This is a genomic window from Rhodomicrobium lacus, from assembly GCF_003992725.1.
GTDB classification, from domain to species: domain Bacteria; phylum Pseudomonadota; class Alphaproteobacteria; order Rhizobiales; family Rhodomicrobiaceae; genus Rhodomicrobium; species Rhodomicrobium lacus.
Window position 1 is genome coordinate 1,505,953 of record NZ_RZNF01000012.1, and the last position, 18,416, is coordinate 1,524,368.

The 18,416-nt window shown below is 61.2% G+C and carries 17 protein-coding genes; 5 read left to right on the top strand and 12 right to left on the bottom strand.

What is annotated here, in order from left to right:
• Positions 1-74: 74 nt before the first annotated feature.
• Positions 75-920: an AAA family ATPase gene (locus EK416_RS16260; RefSeq protein ID WP_127079338.1), complete on the top strand. Its 846-nt coding sequence runs from the start codon at positions 75-77 to the stop codon at positions 918-920.
• Between the two features lie 50 nt (positions 921-970).
• Here the strand turns inward: EK416_RS16260 and EK416_RS16265 are convergent, their stop codons facing one another.
• The 3 genes from EK416_RS16265 to EK416_RS16275 all read right to left on the bottom strand — a co-directional run bounded on the left by EK416_RS16265 (position 971) and on the right by EK416_RS16275 (position 2,903).
• Complete coding sequence (locus EK416_RS16265) at positions 971-1,459, bottom strand: hypothetical protein (protein ID WP_127079340.1); 489 nt, start codon at positions 1,457-1,459, stop codon at positions 971-973.
• A 129-nt stretch (positions 1,460-1,588) separates the two neighbouring features.
• Positions 1,589-2,614, bottom strand: coding sequence for a patatin-like phospholipase family protein (locus EK416_RS16270; protein ID WP_127079342.1), 1,026 nt, complete (start codon positions 2,612-2,614; stop codon positions 1,589-1,591).
• A 1-nt stretch (position 2,615) separates the two neighbouring features.
• On the bottom strand, positions 2,616-2,903 hold the full coding sequence (locus tag EK416_RS16275; protein ID WP_127079344.1) for a GlsB/YeaQ/YmgE family stress response membrane protein: 288 nt from the start codon (positions 2,901-2,903) through the stop codon (positions 2,616-2,618).
• A gap of 285 nt (positions 2,904-3,188) precedes the next feature.
• On the opposite strand from EK416_RS16275, the gene EK416_RS16280 reads away from it, so the two are divergent.
• Complete coding sequence (locus EK416_RS16280; RefSeq protein ID WP_127079346.1) at positions 3,189-3,671, top strand: hypothetical protein; 483 nt, start codon at positions 3,189-3,191, stop codon at positions 3,669-3,671.
• Between the two features lie 197 nt (positions 3,672-3,868).
• Positions 3,869-5,593, top strand: a complete 1,725-nt coding sequence (locus tag EK416_RS16285; protein WP_127079348.1) for a PHA/PHB synthase family protein — start codon at positions 3,869-3,871, stop codon at positions 5,591-5,593.
• 17 nt (positions 5,594-5,610) lie between these two features.
• On the opposite strand, the gene EK416_RS16290 is transcribed toward EK416_RS16285, so the two are convergent.
• The 3 genes from EK416_RS16290 to EK416_RS16300 form a co-directional block, all read right to left on the bottom strand.
• Positions 5,611-6,447 carry a universal stress protein gene (locus EK416_RS16290; protein WP_127079350.1) on the bottom strand — a complete coding sequence of 279 codons (837 nt, stop codon included), beginning with the start codon at positions 6,445-6,447 and terminating at the stop codon, positions 5,611-5,613.
• A 74-nt stretch (positions 6,448-6,521) separates the two neighbouring features.
• Positions 6,522-6,968 (bottom strand): host attachment protein, encoded by a 447-nt coding sequence (locus EK416_RS16295; protein ID WP_164730068.1) that lies wholly within the window; start codon positions 6,966-6,968, stop codon positions 6,522-6,524.
• A gap of 136 nt (positions 6,969-7,104) precedes the next feature.
• Positions 7,105-8,346, bottom strand: coding sequence for an SAM-dependent methyltransferase (locus tag EK416_RS16300; protein WP_127079354.1), 1,242 nt, complete (start codon positions 8,344-8,346; stop codon positions 7,105-7,107).
• Positions 8,347-8,545: 199 nt separating this feature from the next.
• Between EK416_RS16300 and EK416_RS16305 the strand changes: the two genes are divergently transcribed.
• A complete protein-coding gene (locus EK416_RS16305) occupies positions 8,546-8,899 on the top strand; it encodes a DUF5335 domain-containing protein (protein WP_127079356.1) in 354 nt (117 codons plus the stop codon).
• Positions 8,900-9,157: 258 nt separating this feature from the next.
• On the opposite strand, the gene EK416_RS16310 is transcribed toward EK416_RS16305, so the two are convergent.
• The 6 genes from EK416_RS16310 to EK416_RS16335 form a co-directional block, all read right to left on the bottom strand.
• A complete protein-coding gene (locus EK416_RS16310; RefSeq protein WP_164730069.1) occupies positions 9,158-9,415 on the bottom strand; it encodes a hypothetical protein in 258 nt (85 codons plus the stop codon).
• Positions 9,416-9,622: 207 nt separating this feature from the next.
• Positions 9,623-11,683: a M3 family metallopeptidase gene (locus EK416_RS16315; RefSeq protein WP_127079360.1), complete on the bottom strand. Its 2,061-nt coding sequence runs from the start codon at positions 11,681-11,683 to the stop codon at positions 9,623-9,625.
• A gap of 153 nt (positions 11,684-11,836) precedes the next feature.
• Positions 11,837-13,399: an ABC transporter substrate-binding protein gene (locus tag EK416_RS16320; RefSeq protein WP_127079362.1), complete on the bottom strand. Its 1,563-nt coding sequence runs from the start codon at positions 13,397-13,399 to the stop codon at positions 11,837-11,839.
• Positions 13,400-13,432: 33 nt separating this feature from the next.
• Positions 13,433-14,320 carry a tetratricopeptide repeat protein gene (locus EK416_RS16325; protein WP_127079364.1) on the bottom strand — a complete coding sequence of 296 codons (888 nt, stop codon included), beginning with the start codon at positions 14,318-14,320 and terminating at the stop codon, positions 13,433-13,435.
• A gap of 255 nt (positions 14,321-14,575) precedes the next feature.
• On the bottom strand, positions 14,576-15,715 hold the full coding sequence (locus tag EK416_RS16330; RefSeq protein WP_127079366.1) for an NADH:flavin oxidoreductase/NADH oxidase: 1,140 nt from the start codon (positions 15,713-15,715) through the stop codon (positions 14,576-14,578).
• A gap of 131 nt (positions 15,716-15,846) precedes the next feature.
• Entirely contained in the window at positions 15,847-17,103 is a 1,257-nt protein-coding gene (locus tag EK416_RS16335) for a Fic family protein (protein WP_210211008.1), read from the bottom strand.
• Between the two features lie 333 nt (positions 17,104-17,436).
• On the opposite strand from EK416_RS16335, the gene EK416_RS16340 reads away from it, so the two are divergent.
• A complete protein-coding gene (locus tag EK416_RS16340; protein ID WP_127079368.1) occupies positions 17,437-18,399 on the top strand; it encodes a 2-hydroxyacid dehydrogenase in 963 nt (320 codons plus the stop codon).
• The last annotated feature ends 17 nt before the right edge of the window (positions 18,400-18,416 follow it).

An 18,416-nucleotide genomic window follows, 5' to 3' on the forward strand; every position in this document is an offset into this window, starting at 1 on the left:
CGGCGGCCTGAAGCGAAACACAATGGGACACGGGCGCAACCCGTGTCCTTGTCATATCTGGGGAGACGGACGGCATGCGCTTTGAAGGAACCGACACGTACGTCGCCACCGATGACCTGCGCGTGGCCGTAAACGCGGCCATCGTGCTGGAGCGCCCGCTTCTCGTGAAGGGCGAACCCGGAACCGGCAAGACCGTGCTCGCGCATGAGGTCGCAGCCGCTCTCGGCGCGCCGCTGATCGAATGGCACGTCAAGTCCACCACCAAGGCGCAGCAGGGCCTTTACGAATACGACGCGGTGAGCCGCCTGCGCGACAGCCAGCTCGGCGACGAGCGCGTGAAGGACATCAGGAATTACATCCGCAAGGGGAAGCTGTGGGAGACGTTCGACGCGCCCGTGCGGCCGGTGCTGCTGATCGACGAGATCGACAAGGCCGACATCGAGTTTCCGAACGACCTGTTGCAGGAACTCGACCGCATGGAGTTCCACGTCTACGAGACGGGCGAGGTCGTGAAGGCGGCCGTGCGCCCCGTGGTGATCATCACGTCGAACAACGAGAAGGAACTGCCCGACGCGTTCCTGCGCCGCTGCTTCTTCCACTATATCCGCTTCCCCGACCGCGACACGATGCGCGCCATCGTGGACGTGCACTTCCCCGGCCTGAAGCCGCGCCTTCTGCATGAAGCGCTCAGCATCTTTTACGACATCCGCGATGTGGCGGGGCTGAAGAAAAAGCCCTCGACTTCGGAGCTGATCGACTGGATCAAGCTGCTCGTCAACGAGGACATCGACCCCGAAACGCTGAAGGAGCGCGACCCGCGCAAGCTCATCCCGCCGCTGCACGGCGCGCTGCTCAAGAACGAGCAGGATGTGCAATTGTTCGAGCGGCTGGCATTCCTGAGCCGGCGGCGGGGGGAATAACGCGGCGGTATTCGCCGGCTTGACGGCGTCGCCTGATGCAAGCTCGCCCATCATTGAAACACGAGCGGTGGGGGCAGCGGCACTTCGCACACGCGCTCAATACGGACTGCGGAGCCCAGCAACACCTCTCGGTTCGTCGCTGCGGGAATCGTCCAGTAATCGCGCGCCATGTCGAATATGGCCTGAAAGTATTTCTGCGGATAGGGCGCCAGTGCCAACTCGTAACTGCCGACGTGGGACCGAGGCGAGTCTCTCACCGGCGTCACCTCATAGATGATGCTGGTTCTTTGATATTTGTTTCGGAATGCGACCCCTTCCTCAAGCGTCGGGGTAACGAAGACGCAATCGAGGCGGCTCGGCGCGTCGGGGGCATAGAGTTTGCGGGAAAGCTCCAGCACAACTTCCTTGAAAGAGTTCGTTGGAAGCCCTTCTCCCACCTTTGCCTCGTAAAGGCTGAACAAGCGTCCCCAGTTGCCTTGATATATGATCGAGCCAATATGCAGTGGCAGCGGCGCGCAGTGAAAATATCTTTGCGCCATGATCACCTCCTTCTGGTTGAAGGTGCTAACTACCTAACTGACTCGACTTGGGCGCGGGGTGCGGCATATTGAATATCGCTATGTAAAAGATAGGGAAGTGTATTCTTTCGGCATTTGCCAAGTTTCAGGTCAAACCTCCTCGCGCAGCGCATCCAGATCCAGCGTCGACCGCGCGCCGATATCGCCCGCCCTCGCCGCGAGGAATGCATCCGCCGCGCGCCGCCCCTCGTCGCGCAGCATCGCGAGGAACGCCGCCTCGGCGTTGAGCTTCGACGACGAGCCAAGCTCCGCGATCACCTCGCTGCCGATGCGGTGGATGCGCATCTTCGCCCAGCGCGCGCCTTCGCAATCGCCCGCGTCTGCCACCTGTTTCAGGATCGCGATCATGCGCAACTCCTTCAGCAGCGTGGCATTGAACGACACCTCGTTAAGGCGGTTCAGGATTTCGCGCGCGGTCTTGGGCGTGCCGCCGCGCTCGACCGGGTTCACCTGCACGAGGATGACGTCTTCGGCGGTGCAGCCGCGCACCAGCGGCGTGATGGTGGGATTGCCGGAATAACCGCCGTCCCAATAGGGTTCGCCGTCGATAATCACGGCCTGAAACAGCGTCGGCAGGCAGGCCGATGCCAGCAGCACATCGGGCGACAGCTCGGCGTTGGTAAAGACGCGGCCGCGCCCCGTGCGCACATTCGTGGCGGTGATGAAGAGTTTCAGTGGCACTTTGGGCAGCAGATCGAAGTCGATGCTTTCTGCGAGAATTTCGCGCAAGGGGTTGCTGCCGCCGGGGTTCAGGTCATAGGGCGAAAACAGGCGTGCCGTCATGTCCAGCGCGACGAACAGCGGCGAGGTGTCGATGGACCAGCGGCCGAGCATCACGTCGAGGGGGCTTCGCTGGAACGGGCTGAACCTTGCCGCCTCGCCAACTCGCGCCCAGAAGGCGTCGAGTGAGGCGCGCGCGCCCTCGCTGCCACCCTTGCCGAGACCGCAGGCCATGACTGCGGCGTTCATCGCGCCCGCAGACGTGCCGGAGATGCCCTCGATACGAAGCCAGGGCTCTTCCAGCAGCCTGTCGAGTACACCCCAGGTGAAGGCCCCATGCGAGCCGCCGCCCTGGAGCGCGAGGTCTACGGTTACGGGCGAGCGCTTCTGTTGCATGCTAGACGACCTTATTGCGTTGATAGGCCCACCAGAGCCCGAGCACGATCAGCGACCCGATGAGCGCTGACACGATGTCCCGCATCGAGACGGCCACGGTCTCGAGATCGGGCAGCAGGTTGAACACGCGAAACAGCGCGCCGCCCACTATGGCGCCGAGCAACCCGAGCCCGAGATTGGGCCAGAAGCCGAAGCCGCGCCGTTCGCGCGTCACGAGGATACCGGCGAGCGAGCCGCCCGCGATGCCGATGACGACCCAGACGAAAATCTGCGAAAGACTGAAGGACATTGCCGAACCCTCTTTCCTGGCTTGCTTGCGTCCTCAATATAGGATGGGAAGACTTAAGTTGCCCTTGAGTTTCATGGGCGAAGGCGGGGTGGCCAACAGACTTTAGCGTATCAATTCACGTTGTTTCTTTGATGTCTACTTGTAATGGCGAAGAAATATTTTCCTCAAAAATCGGTTTCAAGCTTCCATGGTTCATTCAATATGTCTGCGCGGCGAAGGTGCGTTCTGTGAAATTATACCCTATAGTAAACGGAGGAGCTTCGACAATAACAAGGGAGACGCGTCATGCCGCAAGCGCCAGAGCCTGCCACCTTCGACCTCTCGCCCGTGCTGAAAGCCTACGTCGAATCCATAGATGTATGGAAAAAGAACTACGAAACTCTGGCGAAAAGCGCGAGAGAGATTCAGGGGTTCGCCGCGGAAGGCCAGGGTGGGCACGGCGCGGCCCCGGCTGCGCCCTCATCGCACGATACGGAGCCATCGACCGCAGCTTACGACACCGCTGTAGCGCAGTGGCAGAAATCCGGAGAAGACCTGTTCAAGCGCTTTGCTCAGAACCAGGTTGAATTGTGCCGCTTCTTCGCTTCCCGCTGGGAGCAGTATCTGAGCCTGCCCGATCAGGTCGCGAAGTGTCACACGGTCGGAGAGTTCGGTGCTCTTCAACACGCGTTCCTGACCCGGTTCGCAACCGATTACATGCAGGAAAGCGAAAAGCTCGCGCAGCCTTTCGCGGAGTACATGGCAAGCCTCGGCGATCGCCACGCCTGACGCGGACCTGCGCAGGCGCAGGCGGTTGCCGGCGGTCCATGCTTGATTTTTCTGGCTCTGGCGAGTGATCCCGCCCGTGGCTTTTCCGTACGCTTTCCGCGCGTTAACACATCGCGTTACCGATTGAACTCTCGGCGCGGGCGCCTTTTCGTGCTAATCCCCCCCGTGAATGGGCAAGTATCCGCATCGGAGGGGCCATGATCGGAAGCACGAGCGCGATCGACCGCGTTTTTCATTACACGCTCGCCAAACAGACGGGCGGCATATCGCCTGCCGCACTGGCGCTTTGTTACATGGACTGGGCGCTCCATCTATCGATGGCTCCGGGCACGCGACTTCAACTCGGCTGGAAGTTTTTCACCGACACGCTCGCGCTTCAGCGTTACACGCTGGCGACACTCACGAGCGGCGATCTGTCGGCTGGTGATTGTCCGCCTCCGGCCAAGGCCGACCGCCGTTTCTCGCATGAAGACTGGCAGCGTTATCCCTTCAACGTGATCCAGCAGAGTTTTCTCGTCTGGGAAAACCTCTGGGACGCCGCGACGAAGAACGTCCACGGCGTCAGCAAGGAACACGAGCAGGCTGTCAACTTCCTTGCGCGCCAGATGCTCGACATGGTGGCGCCGTCCAATTTCATTGCCACGAACCCCGAACTTCTGGACAAGACGGTGCGCGAGGGCGGCTTCAATCTCCTTCGCGGCGCACTCAATCTCGCCGAGGACAAGCAGCGCGATGCGGCGGGGCTGCCGCCAGCGGGCGTCGAGGAGTTCAAGGTGGGCGAAACGCTCGCCGTGACGCCCGGCAAGGTGGTCGCCCGCACCCGGCTCATGGAACTGATCCAGTACAGCCCGACGACCGCGAAGGTGCATCCGAACCCGGTGCTGATCGTTCCGGCGTGGATCATGAAGTATTACATTCTCGATCTGTCGGCGCAGAACTCGCTGATCAAATATATGGTCGATCAGGGCTTCACGGTCTTTGCGATCTCGTGGAAGAACCCGGACGAAAGCTACGCCGACACAGGCATGGACGATTACCGCCGCTTCGGTATCCTGGAGGCGCTGAAGGCGATCTCGCAGATCGTGCCGGAGCGCAAGGTGCATGCGCTAGGCTACTGTCTCGGCGGCACGCTCCTGTCGATCGCGGCGGCGGCCATGGCGCGCGACGGCGACGACCGGCTGAAGTCGCTCACGCTGCTCGCCGCTCAGACGGATTTCAGCCAGCCCGGCGAGCTTGAGCTTTTCGTGAACGAGAGCCAGCTCGCCTTCCTCGAAGACATGATGGGGGAGCGCGGTTATCTCTCATCCGCGCAGATGGCCGGGGCGTTCCAGCTTCTCCGCTCGAACGATCTCATCTGGTCGCACATGATCCACGACTACATGCTCGGCGAGCGGACATCCATGATGGACCTGATGGCGTGGAACGCCGACCCGACGCGCATGCCCGCGCGCATGCATTCCGAATATCTGCGCGACATCTTCATGGGCAACCAGCTTGCCGAAGGGCGCTACCACGTGGACGGCCGCTCGATCGCGCTGCGCGACATCACAGCGCCGATCTTCGTCGTCGGCACGGAAACGGACCACGTCGCGCCGTGGCGCTCGGTGTATCAGATCAATGTCCTCTCCGACACCGACGTGACCTTCGTGCTGACGAGCGGCGGCCATAACGCGGGTATCGTGTCAGAGCCGGGGCGCAAGCACCGCCATTACCGCATCGCGACATCGCGCCACGACACCCCCTATGTCGGGCCCGAGACGTGGTTTCGCACCAACACGCCGAAGGACGGCTCGTGGTGGCCGGAATGGGCGCGGTGGCTTCGGGCGGGATCGAACGAGGCTGTGCAGCCGCCGAAGACCGGCGCGCCGAAGGCTGGATATCCCGCGCTCTGCGACGCACCCGGCACTTATGTTTTTGAATGACAGGCGGGCGGCGCGGATCAATGAGAGACGAACGTCGCTACGGGCACCTGCCGCAGGACATCGCGGCTGACGCCGCCGAACAGCATTTCGCGGAAGCGCGATTTCGAATAGCCACCCATGACCAGCAGGTCGCAGTCCTGGCCCATCAGCCGCACGATGGCGTCGGCCGCGCCATTGTCGCCCGCATAGGCGACTTCGCTCGCAGCCGTGATACCGTGGCGCGAAAGATTGGCCACGAGGTCCGCGCCAAGTGCTTCCGCCGCCTTGCGCTCGCTTTCGCGCTGGATCACCGTCACCGCGCGAACACTTGAAGCATCCTTGATCAGGTCGAGCGAGTCGAACACCGCGCGAGCCGCCTCGCGTGTGTCGTTCCATGCGATGATGACGTTCCGGCCGAAGGTCTTCTGCGGCTTCGCGGTCGGCAGGATCAGCACCGGACGCCCGCCGCCCATCAGCGCGATCTCGGAGAAGTCGTTCCATGCGTCGGGCAGATCTTCGGATTGGGCACCGCAAACAACAAGATCGGCACCGTGGGCATTTCTCACGATGGCATCGGAACCGGCGGCATAAGACGCGCTGAAGCAGCGCCATTCGAAGGTGAGGCCGCTATTGAGAAGCACGCCTTCAAAAGCCTGTTTGGTTTCCGCGGCTGCTTCCTGTCCCGCCTTTTGAATGCGGGAGATGACCTCCTCGGAAACGTCAGCCGGGAACTCGCCGTATTCGGGCACCTGCGGGATGAGGTGCAGTCCGATCACATGGGCGGACCGCGGAGCCGCGATTGCGACTACCGGTTCGAGAATGGCGCCGACCGTGCGGCCGTTGGGCAGATAAACCAGGATTGTCTTGATGGGCATCGCGCACCTCCAACCTGTCGCTTCCCCGGAAACTCCGCCGCATCGGCCAAAATCCGGCCGCGAACGCGCGCGCTTCAGATCGGGAACTCATCCCCAATATACTCCCGAACGCTTCCATTAGGAACCTTGGTGAGGTCCTTCGGCACTTCACCGATAACGACGGCGCGCAGTTTTTCGCTCAGCGCGGTCCGGATGACGCCAAGCGTTTCCGGTGCGGCCACCACCAGAAGCCGGTCGAATTCGTTGTTCTCCAGTCGCTTGTCCAGCTTTGCCGCGAGTGCGACCGCGAATTTTCCTTTCTCGACCTGATGCAGGTCCGGGCGCTCGATGGCGTGCCGCGATACGTTCGCAGATTCATGAACGCGGCCTGGCCTGTCTCTCTCAAGCTCATGGTCGGGCTTCAGCGTCTGGCGTTCATCGGAACTCGGCACCTCGGTGAGGGCCTTCGCGCGCCCTTCGGACAACAGAAGACGCGCCCGCGCGCCGTCTGCGATCAGGATGTAGGTTCTCACGGGCTTCATCGGCGATACTCCATGCAAAGGAAACATGGTCTCTTGCCTGTCTCAACAATCCCTTGACGCGTCTGTGCCTGACGCGTTGCCGCGCCCCGATCAGGACGGCTGCCCGCATGGCGCTGGCAAGCCCGCAAACCCGCGTTCAGGGGCATAGATAGGCGCGCGTTATCGGCACCGTCTCGATCTTTTTGGCAAGCTGGATCTGGAAGACGCACAGATCGTAATAGCGGAAGCTCACTTCGCAGCCCGCCAGATAATACTCCCACATCCGGCAGAAGCGTTCGGACAGCATCGCCGCGGCCTTGCTTCTGTTTCGCTCGAAATTATGCCGCCAGATCGCGAGCGTCTCGGCGTAATGCAGCCGCAAGACCTCGACATCGGTGATGAACAAGCCGGATTTCTCGATGGCCGGCACGATTTCGCTCAGCGCGGGGATGTAGCCGCCGGGGAAGATGTATTTTGCGATGAATGCATTCGTATGTCCGGGGCCGGAAAGCCGCCCGATGGTGTGCAGCAGTGCCACGCCATCGTCTTCGAGGCAGTCCTCGACCTTGCGGAAGAAGGTCCTGTAGTTCGGCACGCCGACATGTTCGAACATGCCGACCGAAACGATGCGGTCGAATTTTTCGTCGATGCTTCGATAGTCCGCGAGACGGAAGTCGACCCTTCCCGCGCCTTCCTCGCCCGCTTCGATCCTTTTCTTCGCGTAGGCTTCCTGCTCCTCGCTCAGCGTGATGCCGACCACGGTCGCGCCGCGCTCCCGCGCGAGATGGAGCGCGAGGCCGCCCCAACCGCAGCCGATGTCGAGCACGCGCTGGCGTGGCGTAAGACAGAGCTTCTTGGCAATGTGGCGTTTCTTGGCGATCTGTGCCTCGTCGAGGGGTTGGTCGCCTGTCTCGAAATAGGCGCAGGAATACTGGCGATCCTTGTCCAGAAACAGCTCGTACAGCGACCCCGGCAAGTCGTAATGACGGCTGACGTTGCGCTTTGCGCCGTTGGCGTCGTTCCATTGCCGGACGAAGCGCGTCAGGCGGCGGAACTTGTCCCCGGCTCGCATCCAGATGGGGAAGTCCTTGCGGGTCAGGTTTTTCGCGAATAGTGCGAGAAGTTCGTAGAGCGTTCCGGATTCGATCTCGATATCGCCATCCATCCACCCTTCCGCGAAACCGAGCTGGGGGTCGGCGAGGAAGGCCCTTTGCGCCTTTCCTGTCGAGAAGCGCACGGCGAGCGGTTTCATATCCCGGTCCCCGAAGGCCCGGACCTGACCACGGAAATCCCAGACGCGCAAATGCCCGTCGCGTACCACGGTTTCAAGAACTTGCCACAGCGGCCAGGACGACGCCGCTCGCCGCTCCTCGTTCTGATGGGTGATCTCGTGGACCATCGGTAAAAACTCGTAATTCGGCCACGCATCCGATTATTGTTACGGATGTCAAATGCATGAGCCAGTTTAACTCACGCTTGAAAAAATCGGCGAAAGACAATGTTCCCGCCGATTGCTATATTGCTTTGCGCCATATCAAGGCGATTGTAACAAGTGCATGGGACGATTAAGAATTCGGTCAGAAAACGGGTCTCAACAAATGCAAAACCTCAAGTTGGAAAAGCGCGACTGGCAGCCTCTTCTCGATCATATCTCCCGCTCGGAAGGCGCTTACAAGGTCACGATCGAGGTCGACCGCGCGGACATCGGCGCTCAAGTTCAAGTGGAGAATGTCGATTTTCGCGGGGTGAGCTATGACCCGAAAGATGATGACATCGCCATTGACGCGGGCGCGATCGAGCACCGGATACACAAGCCGAAGGATCTTTCGGTTGCTGTCGAGGGCGCGGAACTGATTTCGCTCGAAATTCTCGACGAGAACCACGCGGTGAACTCGATCAAGTTCAAGCCGCGCCTCAATCTGCCCGATCTGTTGCTGCCGGGCGATCAGTAAGCGCGTCGCCGCAAGGCGTTGATCGACCGGGATGTTCGGTTGATCAAAGGCGACCAGCGGCAAAACCGGCGTCTTGCCACTTCGAGCACGGCATCGGTTTTTGCCAAGCCGCATCTCTTTCGAGCGAGACGGGCATCCGCTCAAATCTTATGGGAGTCGGGCACCGCTCTTGCGGATTGCTTGAGCGCGTCCGGATGAAGCGGTTTTCCGATAAGACGCGCCAGAAAATACGGGCGCGCTTCTTCAATCGGATACGCTTCAGTCGTCCAGCACGGTCTTGATGAGGAAGAAACGGATCGCGTCGGCAAGGATCACCTTGCAAACCCGCTGATGACCCTGTTCGTCCTCAAGCCTCGCTTTGGACAAAAGAGCCGAGATGTTGGTCTGCTCGGTTTGCGAAAGCTGGAGGATCTGGGTCATCTGGTCGATCACCGCCATGCCGTCAGAGCACGTCACGGCGCGTGCCGGGCTGGCGAGCGCGGCAACAATCGCGAATGAGCACAAAAACCTTTTCATCTTGAGTCAGCGACCTCGACCCGCTTGCCCGGCGACAAGAGCTGTCCACCGGGAAAATTCTGATAGCCGTTTGAGCCACGACGCACAAGCCAAGAAAATCCGGCTTGATTCGGGCAGCATCACAAGAAGTTCTACGATGGCAGGCTTTCCCGCGCCTTGTCGCATCGATGCATCACTGGCGAAGCGAGGGGCGCGGAAAGCGCCCGCTCAGGCGGCGGCATCCTCGGTCAGTCCACGCTTATCGAGGAGCGGTCCGACTTCGGGATCGCGCCCGCGAAAGGCGCGATACGCCTCATCCGGCTTCAGCGTGCCGCCGCTCGAATAGACAAAGCGGTGGAGACGCTCGGCCACCTCCGGATCGAATGCGCTTCCCGCTTCCTCGAAAGCGTCGAACGCGTCTGCCTCCATGACCTCTGCCCAGAGATAGGTATAATAACCCGCCGCGTAGCCGCCGCCCGCGAAGATATGCTGGAAGTGGGGCGGGCGATGGCGCAGCGCGATGGCGTCCGGCATGCCGAGCTTCGCGCGTAGCTCGGCCTCGAACGCGGCCGGGTCGGTGACGCCCGCGCCATCGGCTTCGTGGATCGCGAGATCGTAGAGCGCCGATGCCGTGTATTCCGCCGTTGCGAAGCCCTGATTGAACTTTCGCGCCGCGTGCAGCTTGTCGACGATGGCCTGCGGAAGCGGCTCGCCGGTTTCGACATGCCGCGCGAAGCGGTTGAGGATTTCGGGCTGAAGCGCCCAGTTCTCGTAAAGCTGCGACGGCAGTTCCACGAAGTCGCGGTCGACGCTCGTACCGGAAAGGCCCGGATAGGTGACGTTTGACAACATGCCGTGCAGCCCGTGACCGAATTCGTGGAACAGTGTGCGCACGTCGTCGAGGCTCAGGAGCGATGGCTTGCCCTCGCCGCCCTTGGTGAAGTTCAGAACGTTGACGATGATGGGCAGCACCTCGCCGTCGATGCGCGACTGCTCGCGGAAGTCGCTCATCCAGGCGCCGCTGCGCTTCGACGTCCGCGCGAAATAATCGCCGACGAACAGCGCGACCGGCTTTCCGTCGCGGTTCTTCACGGTCCACGCGCGGACGTCGGGATGATAAAGCGGCACGTCTCGCCGCTCTTCGAAGGTGAGGCCGAACAGGCGGTGTGCTGTCTCGAACGCCGCCGCGATCATCGCATCCAGTTCGAAATAGGGCTTCAGCGCCGCGCCGTCGATGTCGAACTCGGCCTTGCGGCGCTTCTCGGCGTAGTGGTGCCAGTCCCACGCGGCGAGCGGCTCGTTATGCCCCTCCGCCTGTGCAAGCGTTGCGAGCGCGTCGGCTTCCGCATCGGCGCGGCGTTTCGCACCGGCCCAAACCTTTTCGAGCAGGTCGCGCGCGTTGGCGGGCGTTTTCGCCATGGCATCGTCGATCTGATAGGCGGCATAGGTCGAAAAGCCGAGCAACTTCGCGAGTTCGGCACGGAGCGCAAGGATTTCGCTGATCAGCGGCGTGTTGTCGGGCGAGTCGTCGCCTCCCTCGCCGCGCGCGATGTAGGCGCGATAGGCTTTTTCGCGCAGGTCGCGGCGCGTGGAAAATTCGAGGAACGGCTCGATGCTCGCCCGCGACAGCGTGATGACGTGCTTGCCGGAAAGGCCGCGTTCCTCCGCCGCCTTCGCCGCGCCCTCGCGCACGAAATCGGGCAGGCCCGCGAGGTCCGCCTCGCCGTCGAGCACGAGCTGGAACGCCTTCTCTGCGGCGAGCACGTTCTGCGAAAACGCCGTGTGGAGTTCCGAAAGCCGGGCGTTGATGTCCGTAAGGCGTGCCTTGCCCGCCGCGTCGAGCTTGGCGCCCGCGCGGATGAACCGCTTGTGATAGCGTTCCAGCAGGCGCCGTTGCTCGTCGTCGAGGCCGAGCGTGTCGGCTTTTTCCGCCAGCGCGTCGATGCGCTCGAACAGCTTCGGGTCCGTGTAGATCGCCATGGAGTGCTTGGCGAGCTTCGGGCCGATGTCGCGCTCGATCGCCTGCCGCGTGTCGTTCGTGTCCGCCGATGAAAGGTTGAAGAAGACGTTCGCGACCTTCGTCAGCGCGCGCCCGGCGCGTTCCAGCGCCTCCACGGTGTTCGCGAAGGTTGGCTCGTTCCCGTCATTCGCGATGGTCTCGATCTCCGCGCGATGGGTTTTCATCGCGTTTTCGAAGGCGGGGATGAAATCCTCGTCGCGGATCGCCTGAAAGGGGGGGAGGCCGAAAGGTGTGTCCCAGTCCTGAAGGAGAATGTTCGATGAAGTCACGCGGAATCCTTTCGGCTCAAAAATGCACCTGCGCCTGTCACGATCCGGATTTGGTCTTTGAATCTGCGTCGGACAAGTCGTCAGGACTACCTGCGAACCGTCGCCGACGAAAGGACGCGGCCGCCTGAATTTGGCTGGCGGCCGCTCGCAAGTCTATTCCATATCGAAAGGTTCGTATTTGCCGCTTTCGCCAAGGACCGTGCCCCAGACCTTGTGCGACCCCTGATGGTCGCTCCGGCTGAAGGAAATCGGCGTTCCGAGCCCCAGATCGAAGTCGCGCATGTTTTCAAACGCCTCGACAAGTTTTTCGGCATCGAGCTGAGGCCCCGCCCGCCGAAGCGCCTCGATCATGATCTGCGCTGCCACATAATATTCGAGCGAAACGTAATCCGGCGTTTCACCCCTGAAATATTTTGAAAGCGCCGCCTTGTATTCGAGAATGAGCGATGAATAGCCCTCCACGGCCGGCACAACCTCGGTGACGATGACGCCGGCGGCGTATTTCGGCCCAAGGAGCATCAGTTCATCGCGCAAGGCGATGGGGCCGACGGCCGAAATATTGGTGTAGATCAGCCCCGGCACGGCCTCGCGGCTTTTCTCGATGAACTTCGCCGCCGCTCGGTAGGTCGCCACCATCACGACCGCCTTGATTGGCGTTTTGGAGGTTTTCAGCAGATTGATCGCCGGCTCCACATCGAGCGAGTTGCGGGGGTAGGTCATCTTGAGGATCGCTCCCCCGTCGCCGCCGCGAAGAGCGCGCATCGCCTTCGTTACGCCGGCATAACCAGCCTCGCCGAAGCCGTCCTGCTGCATGAAAACGGCGATCTGGTCGGGCTTCAAACGTTTGACCTTCACGAGATAGCGGACGACGGTTTCCGTTTCTTCCGCGTAGCTGGCGCGGTAGTTGAAAACGTAGCGGTCCGGGGGATCGCGGCGCAGGACGCTTGCGCCCGAGTAGCCCGCATAGAACAACGCCCGGCGCTCAAGCGCGTAAGGCGCTGCCACGGCGGCCGTTGCCGTTCCGAAATTGCCGATGAAACCGAAAACCTGCTCGGTCTCGTAAAGCTGCTTCATGGTTTCCGCGGTGCGGGCGGGTTCATAGCCGTCATCGGCGGCGATGAGGCGCAACATGCGGCCATGAACGCCACCCTCGTCGTTGACCTTCTTGAAGGCCGTCTCTATGCCGACCCGGATCTGATAGCCGTAATCCTTGTTCGGGCCGGAAAAAGGAAGCGATGCACCGAACCGGATTTCGTTGTCCGATACGCCCCGAACCAGGCTGACCGTCTGAGCGGCGAAGACGCCGACGGACGGCGGAAATGATACTGCGGCCTGCGGCGCGGCATTTGACTGGGGCGCAGACACGCTTTCAAGATTGGCGAGGTCGCGATTGGCAGCCGCGCAATCCGTTTTCTTGTCGGCCAGATCCTTCGTGCCTTCGGCCAGGCTCGCCTTGAAAGAAGCGAGGATCGTTGCGCTTTCGGTTTCGCTCGCGGCGGACGTCTTGACGACATCGACGAACTTGTCGGCAACCGACTTCACGCGCGACTGCGCGATGTTCGGGCAACTCGCGGCCGTCCCGAGAACGTAACCCACGCGCGTTGCCAGACTGCGGAGCACGCCGCCCTTGTCGTCGCGCGGCGCTGACCACGCCGGATCAAGCGCAGACGCAACGACCAGCGCGCCCAACAAACCCATTGATATTCGCATTTTCATTCAAGCCTCCCCCCGAGTGCCCTGTCTTCCTTTTCAGCGTTTCTGTTCTCCGGCGGCGATATCGCCCAGGCGCTTCAGACCGTCTCTGCTTCCCGTCAGGCCCGGGTTGAGCCGCAGGGCGTTGCGATAATCTGCAGCGGCTTCGTCGCGACGACCGACAAGTTCGAGAATGTGACCGCGCGTATCGAACAGATCCGGATCGAATGGCCGCATTGTCAGCGCCTTGTTTGCATCGTCCAGAGCGCGCGCGGCATCGCCCATGCTGTAATAGGCCCAGGCGCGATTGTTGTAGGCGTCGGCGTCTTTCGGCCTCAACTGGATGAAGCGCGAGTAGTCGGTGACGGCGCTATCGAACAGCGCCATGTCGCGAAGGACGTTCGCCCGTTCGAAATAGGCATCCGCGCTCTCTGGATTGATCCTGATCGCCGTCGAGAACTCTGCGATCGCGCGCAGGCGATCCCCGCCTTCGCGATAGATTGCGCCGCGCGCCAGATGGACCCACGTCGCCCGCGGATTGAAAGCGATCGCGGCATCGTAATCACTCAAGGCCCGAGCGATGTTTCCCTGCGCCCGGAAGACTTCGCCGCGCGCGAAATAGGCGCCGTCGAGCTTCCTGTCGATTTCGATCGCTTTCGTGAGATCGTCTGCTGCCCGGTCGAGAAGACCCTGCCGAGTGAGGGCGAGGCCGCGCTTGTAAAGGACCTCGGCATCGCGGGGGTCGAATTCCAGCGCCTTCGTATAATCTGCTATCGCGCGGGTGAAATCGCCTGTCGCGCGATAGGCATCGCCACGCGCGGAAAAAGCCGTCGGGGTGGGTGCCTTTGTCTCGATCAAGGCAGTGCAGGCGGAGATCGCGAGCCTGGAATCCTCGTCCTGCAAACAGTCGAAAGCCGTACCAGCAATCGATGCGGAAAGCGGCATCGCCACCGCCAACCCGATCAACCAGACATGTACGCGTGATTTTCCAGACAAATCACAGGCTCCGGGGCGCGAAAAAAGCCAACAACTGGCCCAAGCGATCCGGTAAAGAACATTTTTAAATGAATTGCGCACTCTCGACTTCAGTCTAAGTCGATCTGCGAGTTGGTAAAATTTGAAGCTGGTGCTGTGCCGGGATGGAAAACCGGCAAGGATTTACCGCCCGGGCGCTTCTTCAGCAGCCCGGGCGGTCAATTGTTACGAGCGCCGCTTCACGGCATAGCCGTATTGCAGAGGCCAGCTCTTGTCTCCGCCGTTGAGTTCGCGCTCGGCGCGCAACGCGAAATACGGATCGCGCAGGAACTCGCGGGCGATCAGCACGAGATTGGCCTCGCCGCCGGTGATGATGTCGTTCGCCTGCTGCGGTTCGGTGATAAGCCCAACCGCGCCCGTGCGGATGTCCGCTTCCTCGCGGATGCGCCGCGCGAACGGCACCTGATAGCCTTTCGCCACCGGGATCTGCGCGGTGGGCGTTAGGCCGCCCGTCGACACGTCGATCAGGTCTACGCCGATGCGCTTCAGGTGCTTCGCCAGTTCGACGGATTGCGTGTCGTCCCAGCCTCCCGGAACCCAGTCGGTCGCGGAGATGCGCACGAACAGCGGCAGGTCGTCCGGCACGATGGCGCGCAGCCGTTCGGCGACCGTGAGCGTAAGGCGCGCGCGGTTCTCGAAGCTGCCGCCCCATTGGTCGGTGCGGTGGTTCGACAGCGGTGACAGGAATTCGTGCAGCAGATAGCCGTGCGCGGCGTGGATTTCGATGACCTTGAAGCCCGCCTTCAGCGCGCGCCGCGTTGCGTCCTCGAACGCCGCGATCACATGGGCAATGCCTTCCTCCGAGAGCGCGGCGGGCGTCGGGCTTTCCGGGCCGAACGGCACGGCGCTCGGCGCGACCGGGCGCCAGCCGCCCTGCTCGGGTGGAAGCGCCTTGCCGCCATTCCATGGCGCGTCCGTGCTCGCCTTGCGGCCCGCATGCGCGATCTGAATGCCCGGAACCGCGCCCTGACTTTCAATGAAACGCGCAATGCGAGCGAGCGGCTCGATGTGATCGTCCGACCAGAGGCCGAGATCGTAGGGGGAAATACGCCCCTCCGGCACGACGGCGGTCGCCTCCGCAATCACGAGCCCCGCGCCGCCGCTCGCGCGGCTGCCGAGATGGACGAGGTGCCAGTCGTTCGCGAAGCCGTCCTTCGCCGAATACTGGCACATGGGCGACACGGCGATGCGGTTGCGGAACGTCACCCCGCGAAGCGTGAGCGGCGTCAGAAGATCGACCTCGGGAATGCCGACGTCCTGCCGCGTGTCAGCCTGCCCCGAGCGTTGGCTGCTGTAATCCGTCATGATGCGATCCTTTCTCGCATGACAATGCTTTCGGGGCAGATGTGGGCATTGTTCGAGATTTGTGAACTAGTGGCGCGCGGAAAAAACGGCCATGCTCGCGGTCGCAGGTGTCGCGGCCTCTCGAACAGACTCTATTTTGCGGGGTAGAGCCCCGGAAACCATCGGTGCGCCAGAGTTGCGGGTAGCGCTAGCCGAAGCGGTGCCCTTGGAGAACTCGAAGTCAGTACGCCGAATGAATTCAACTGGCTGGCCAGACGCGAAGCCGTTCTATCCGATCCATGTATCAAGCTGGCAATGTCTCCCCTAGGTAGCTCTCCCCTGAACAGAACAGCTTCCATAACAAGAGTTGCCGATTTACTGAAAGAGCCAAGTCGGGCCTCTTCGTCTGCCCATGTTAAAACCCTTGCTCGCAATCGATCTGGTTGCATGAGATCGCTCATGTAATCAATCTGGTCAATGCAGGTTGCAAGAAAAAATTTCGTAAAATTGATAAGAGCTTCTTCGCTCAAGGTACCTCGGCCATCGAGGTCATTGCGTCGAGGGAGGTCGCATTCAGACAGTAAAGCCTTGTATTTATCGACGTTCCGCGCCAGACCGCGCGCTATAGACCACACGCCGCCAGTGTCCAAGGCATTTCGCATCATCGCATGAGAAACGAGCCTTACCACCCTGCCATTTCCATCTAGGAATGGATGAATCCATGTCAGCCGGTGATGGGCTGCTGCACAAGCAATAATCGTTTCTGCACGACCGAGGTTGGCGTAGGCTTCCTCATATCGGCGCATGAAGCGTGGGACTGCCCCTGGGCTAATCGCCACCAAATTTCCAACTTGAACATGATGCTCCCGGTATTCTCCCGGAATAACGGGCAGTTTTTGATTTGTTTTCGGGATCTCTACCCAACGAAGCTCTTCCGGCAGGCATTCAACAAAGCGCCTATGAATCTCAAGAATACTTGATTCTGACGTGGGCGAGGAAGGCAAATTACCTTCGTCGATAAATCTCTGCACGGCGATATGTGCTTTAGCTTCAAGCTGAAGATTACGCTTTTCAGGGTCTGCATCGTAGACCTCGTTCAACGCGCGCTCTATTGCTATAGGGTGCGTGTGGTGTCCTTCAATGAGATTACTATAGTAGCAATTCATATTTCTAACTAATTCGCATAAAGCGACTTGTATGCCCTTGGGCAGGCTGGCTTTGAATTCGGCAGCCTTATAGGTTAAATCTACCGCTAATTCGCTGATCTCGCTACGCCATCGAGAGTCTTCTCCAATGCGCATCGGATCCATAAGCGCTATACGCTCTCCGCAGTCTTCGATAAGAAGATTTTCCTCGGAGAACGATTTCTTCCTTGCTGATGGCGCTTTTGCCCTTGGCGGCTTTGCCATGTGAATCTCCGATGGTCGTTGGCTTGGCGGGTTTTCTGGCGTGTTCCACGGCGCTTTCCGCTTGTATCATTTTTCTGGAAATATCCTTATAGTCAATGGGCTTGTTGCGTCTTATACCGACGAAGTCGGATCGATGTGGCGACCGCTTTGGCGGGTTTTCTGGCGACTTCCGGCGTAGAAATTGAGCTTGGCGTTTGGCTGCAAAAGGGCTTAGCGCATTTACTTTCCGACAACATTCGCTTGCCAAGCGATGGCGGGCGCGCGATTTGATCATGCGCATAAAGCGTACATTGCGTACGCCTGTTCGCGTATGCGATCCGATAGAAGACGGCCATGACCAGACCCAAACTCCTCATGACGCGCGTGCTGAGCCCCGCCACGATCTCGCGGGCGCGGCGCGACTACGACCTCGACCTGAACGAGGCCGACGTGCCGTTCACGCCGGATGAACTGGTCGCGCGCGCGGCTGGCAAGGACGCGCTGCTTATCACGCTCGCAGACAAGTTCGGCTCGGACGTCATCGCGAGGCTCGACCCGTCGGTGAAGGTCATCGCCACCTATTCGGTGGGCCATGAGCATATCGATCTTCAGGCGGCGAAGGCGCGCGGCATCCGCGTCGCCTATACGCCGGACGCGGTGACGGTGGCGACGGCGGAAATAGGCTTTCTTCTGATCCTCGGCGCGGCCCGTCGCGCGAGCGAAGGCGAGCGGCTGCTTCGCGCGAAGGCGTGGCGCGGCTGGCAGCCCATGCAGCTCATCGGGCGGCGGCTCGACGGCAAGCGGCTCGGCATCTACGGCATGGGCAAGATCGGGCAGGCCATCGCCAAGCGGGCGCGCGGCTTCGATATGGACATCCACTATTTCAACCGGCGCAGGCTCGACGCGGCGGACGAGCAGGGCGCGACCTGGCACGCGACGCTCGACAGTCTCCTCGCCGTCGCCGACATCCTCTGCATCGCCGCTCCGTCCACATCCGAGACGCGCGGCTCGATCAACGCCGCCGCGCTCGCGAAACTCAAGCCGGGCGCCATCGTCACCAACATCGCGCGCGGCGATCTCGTGGTGGATGACGACCTCATCGCGGCGGTGAAATCCGGCCACATCGCGCATATCGGCCTCGACGTCTACGCGAACGAGCCGGACATCCATCCCGGCTATTACGACCTCGAAAACGCATTTCTTCTGCCGCACATGGGCACTTCCGTCATCGAGGCACGCGACGAGATGGGCCGCGATGCCTTGGACAATATAGACGCCATTCTTGCGGGGCGCGAACCGCCCACCGCGCTCGTCTGATCAACGAAAGCCATTCG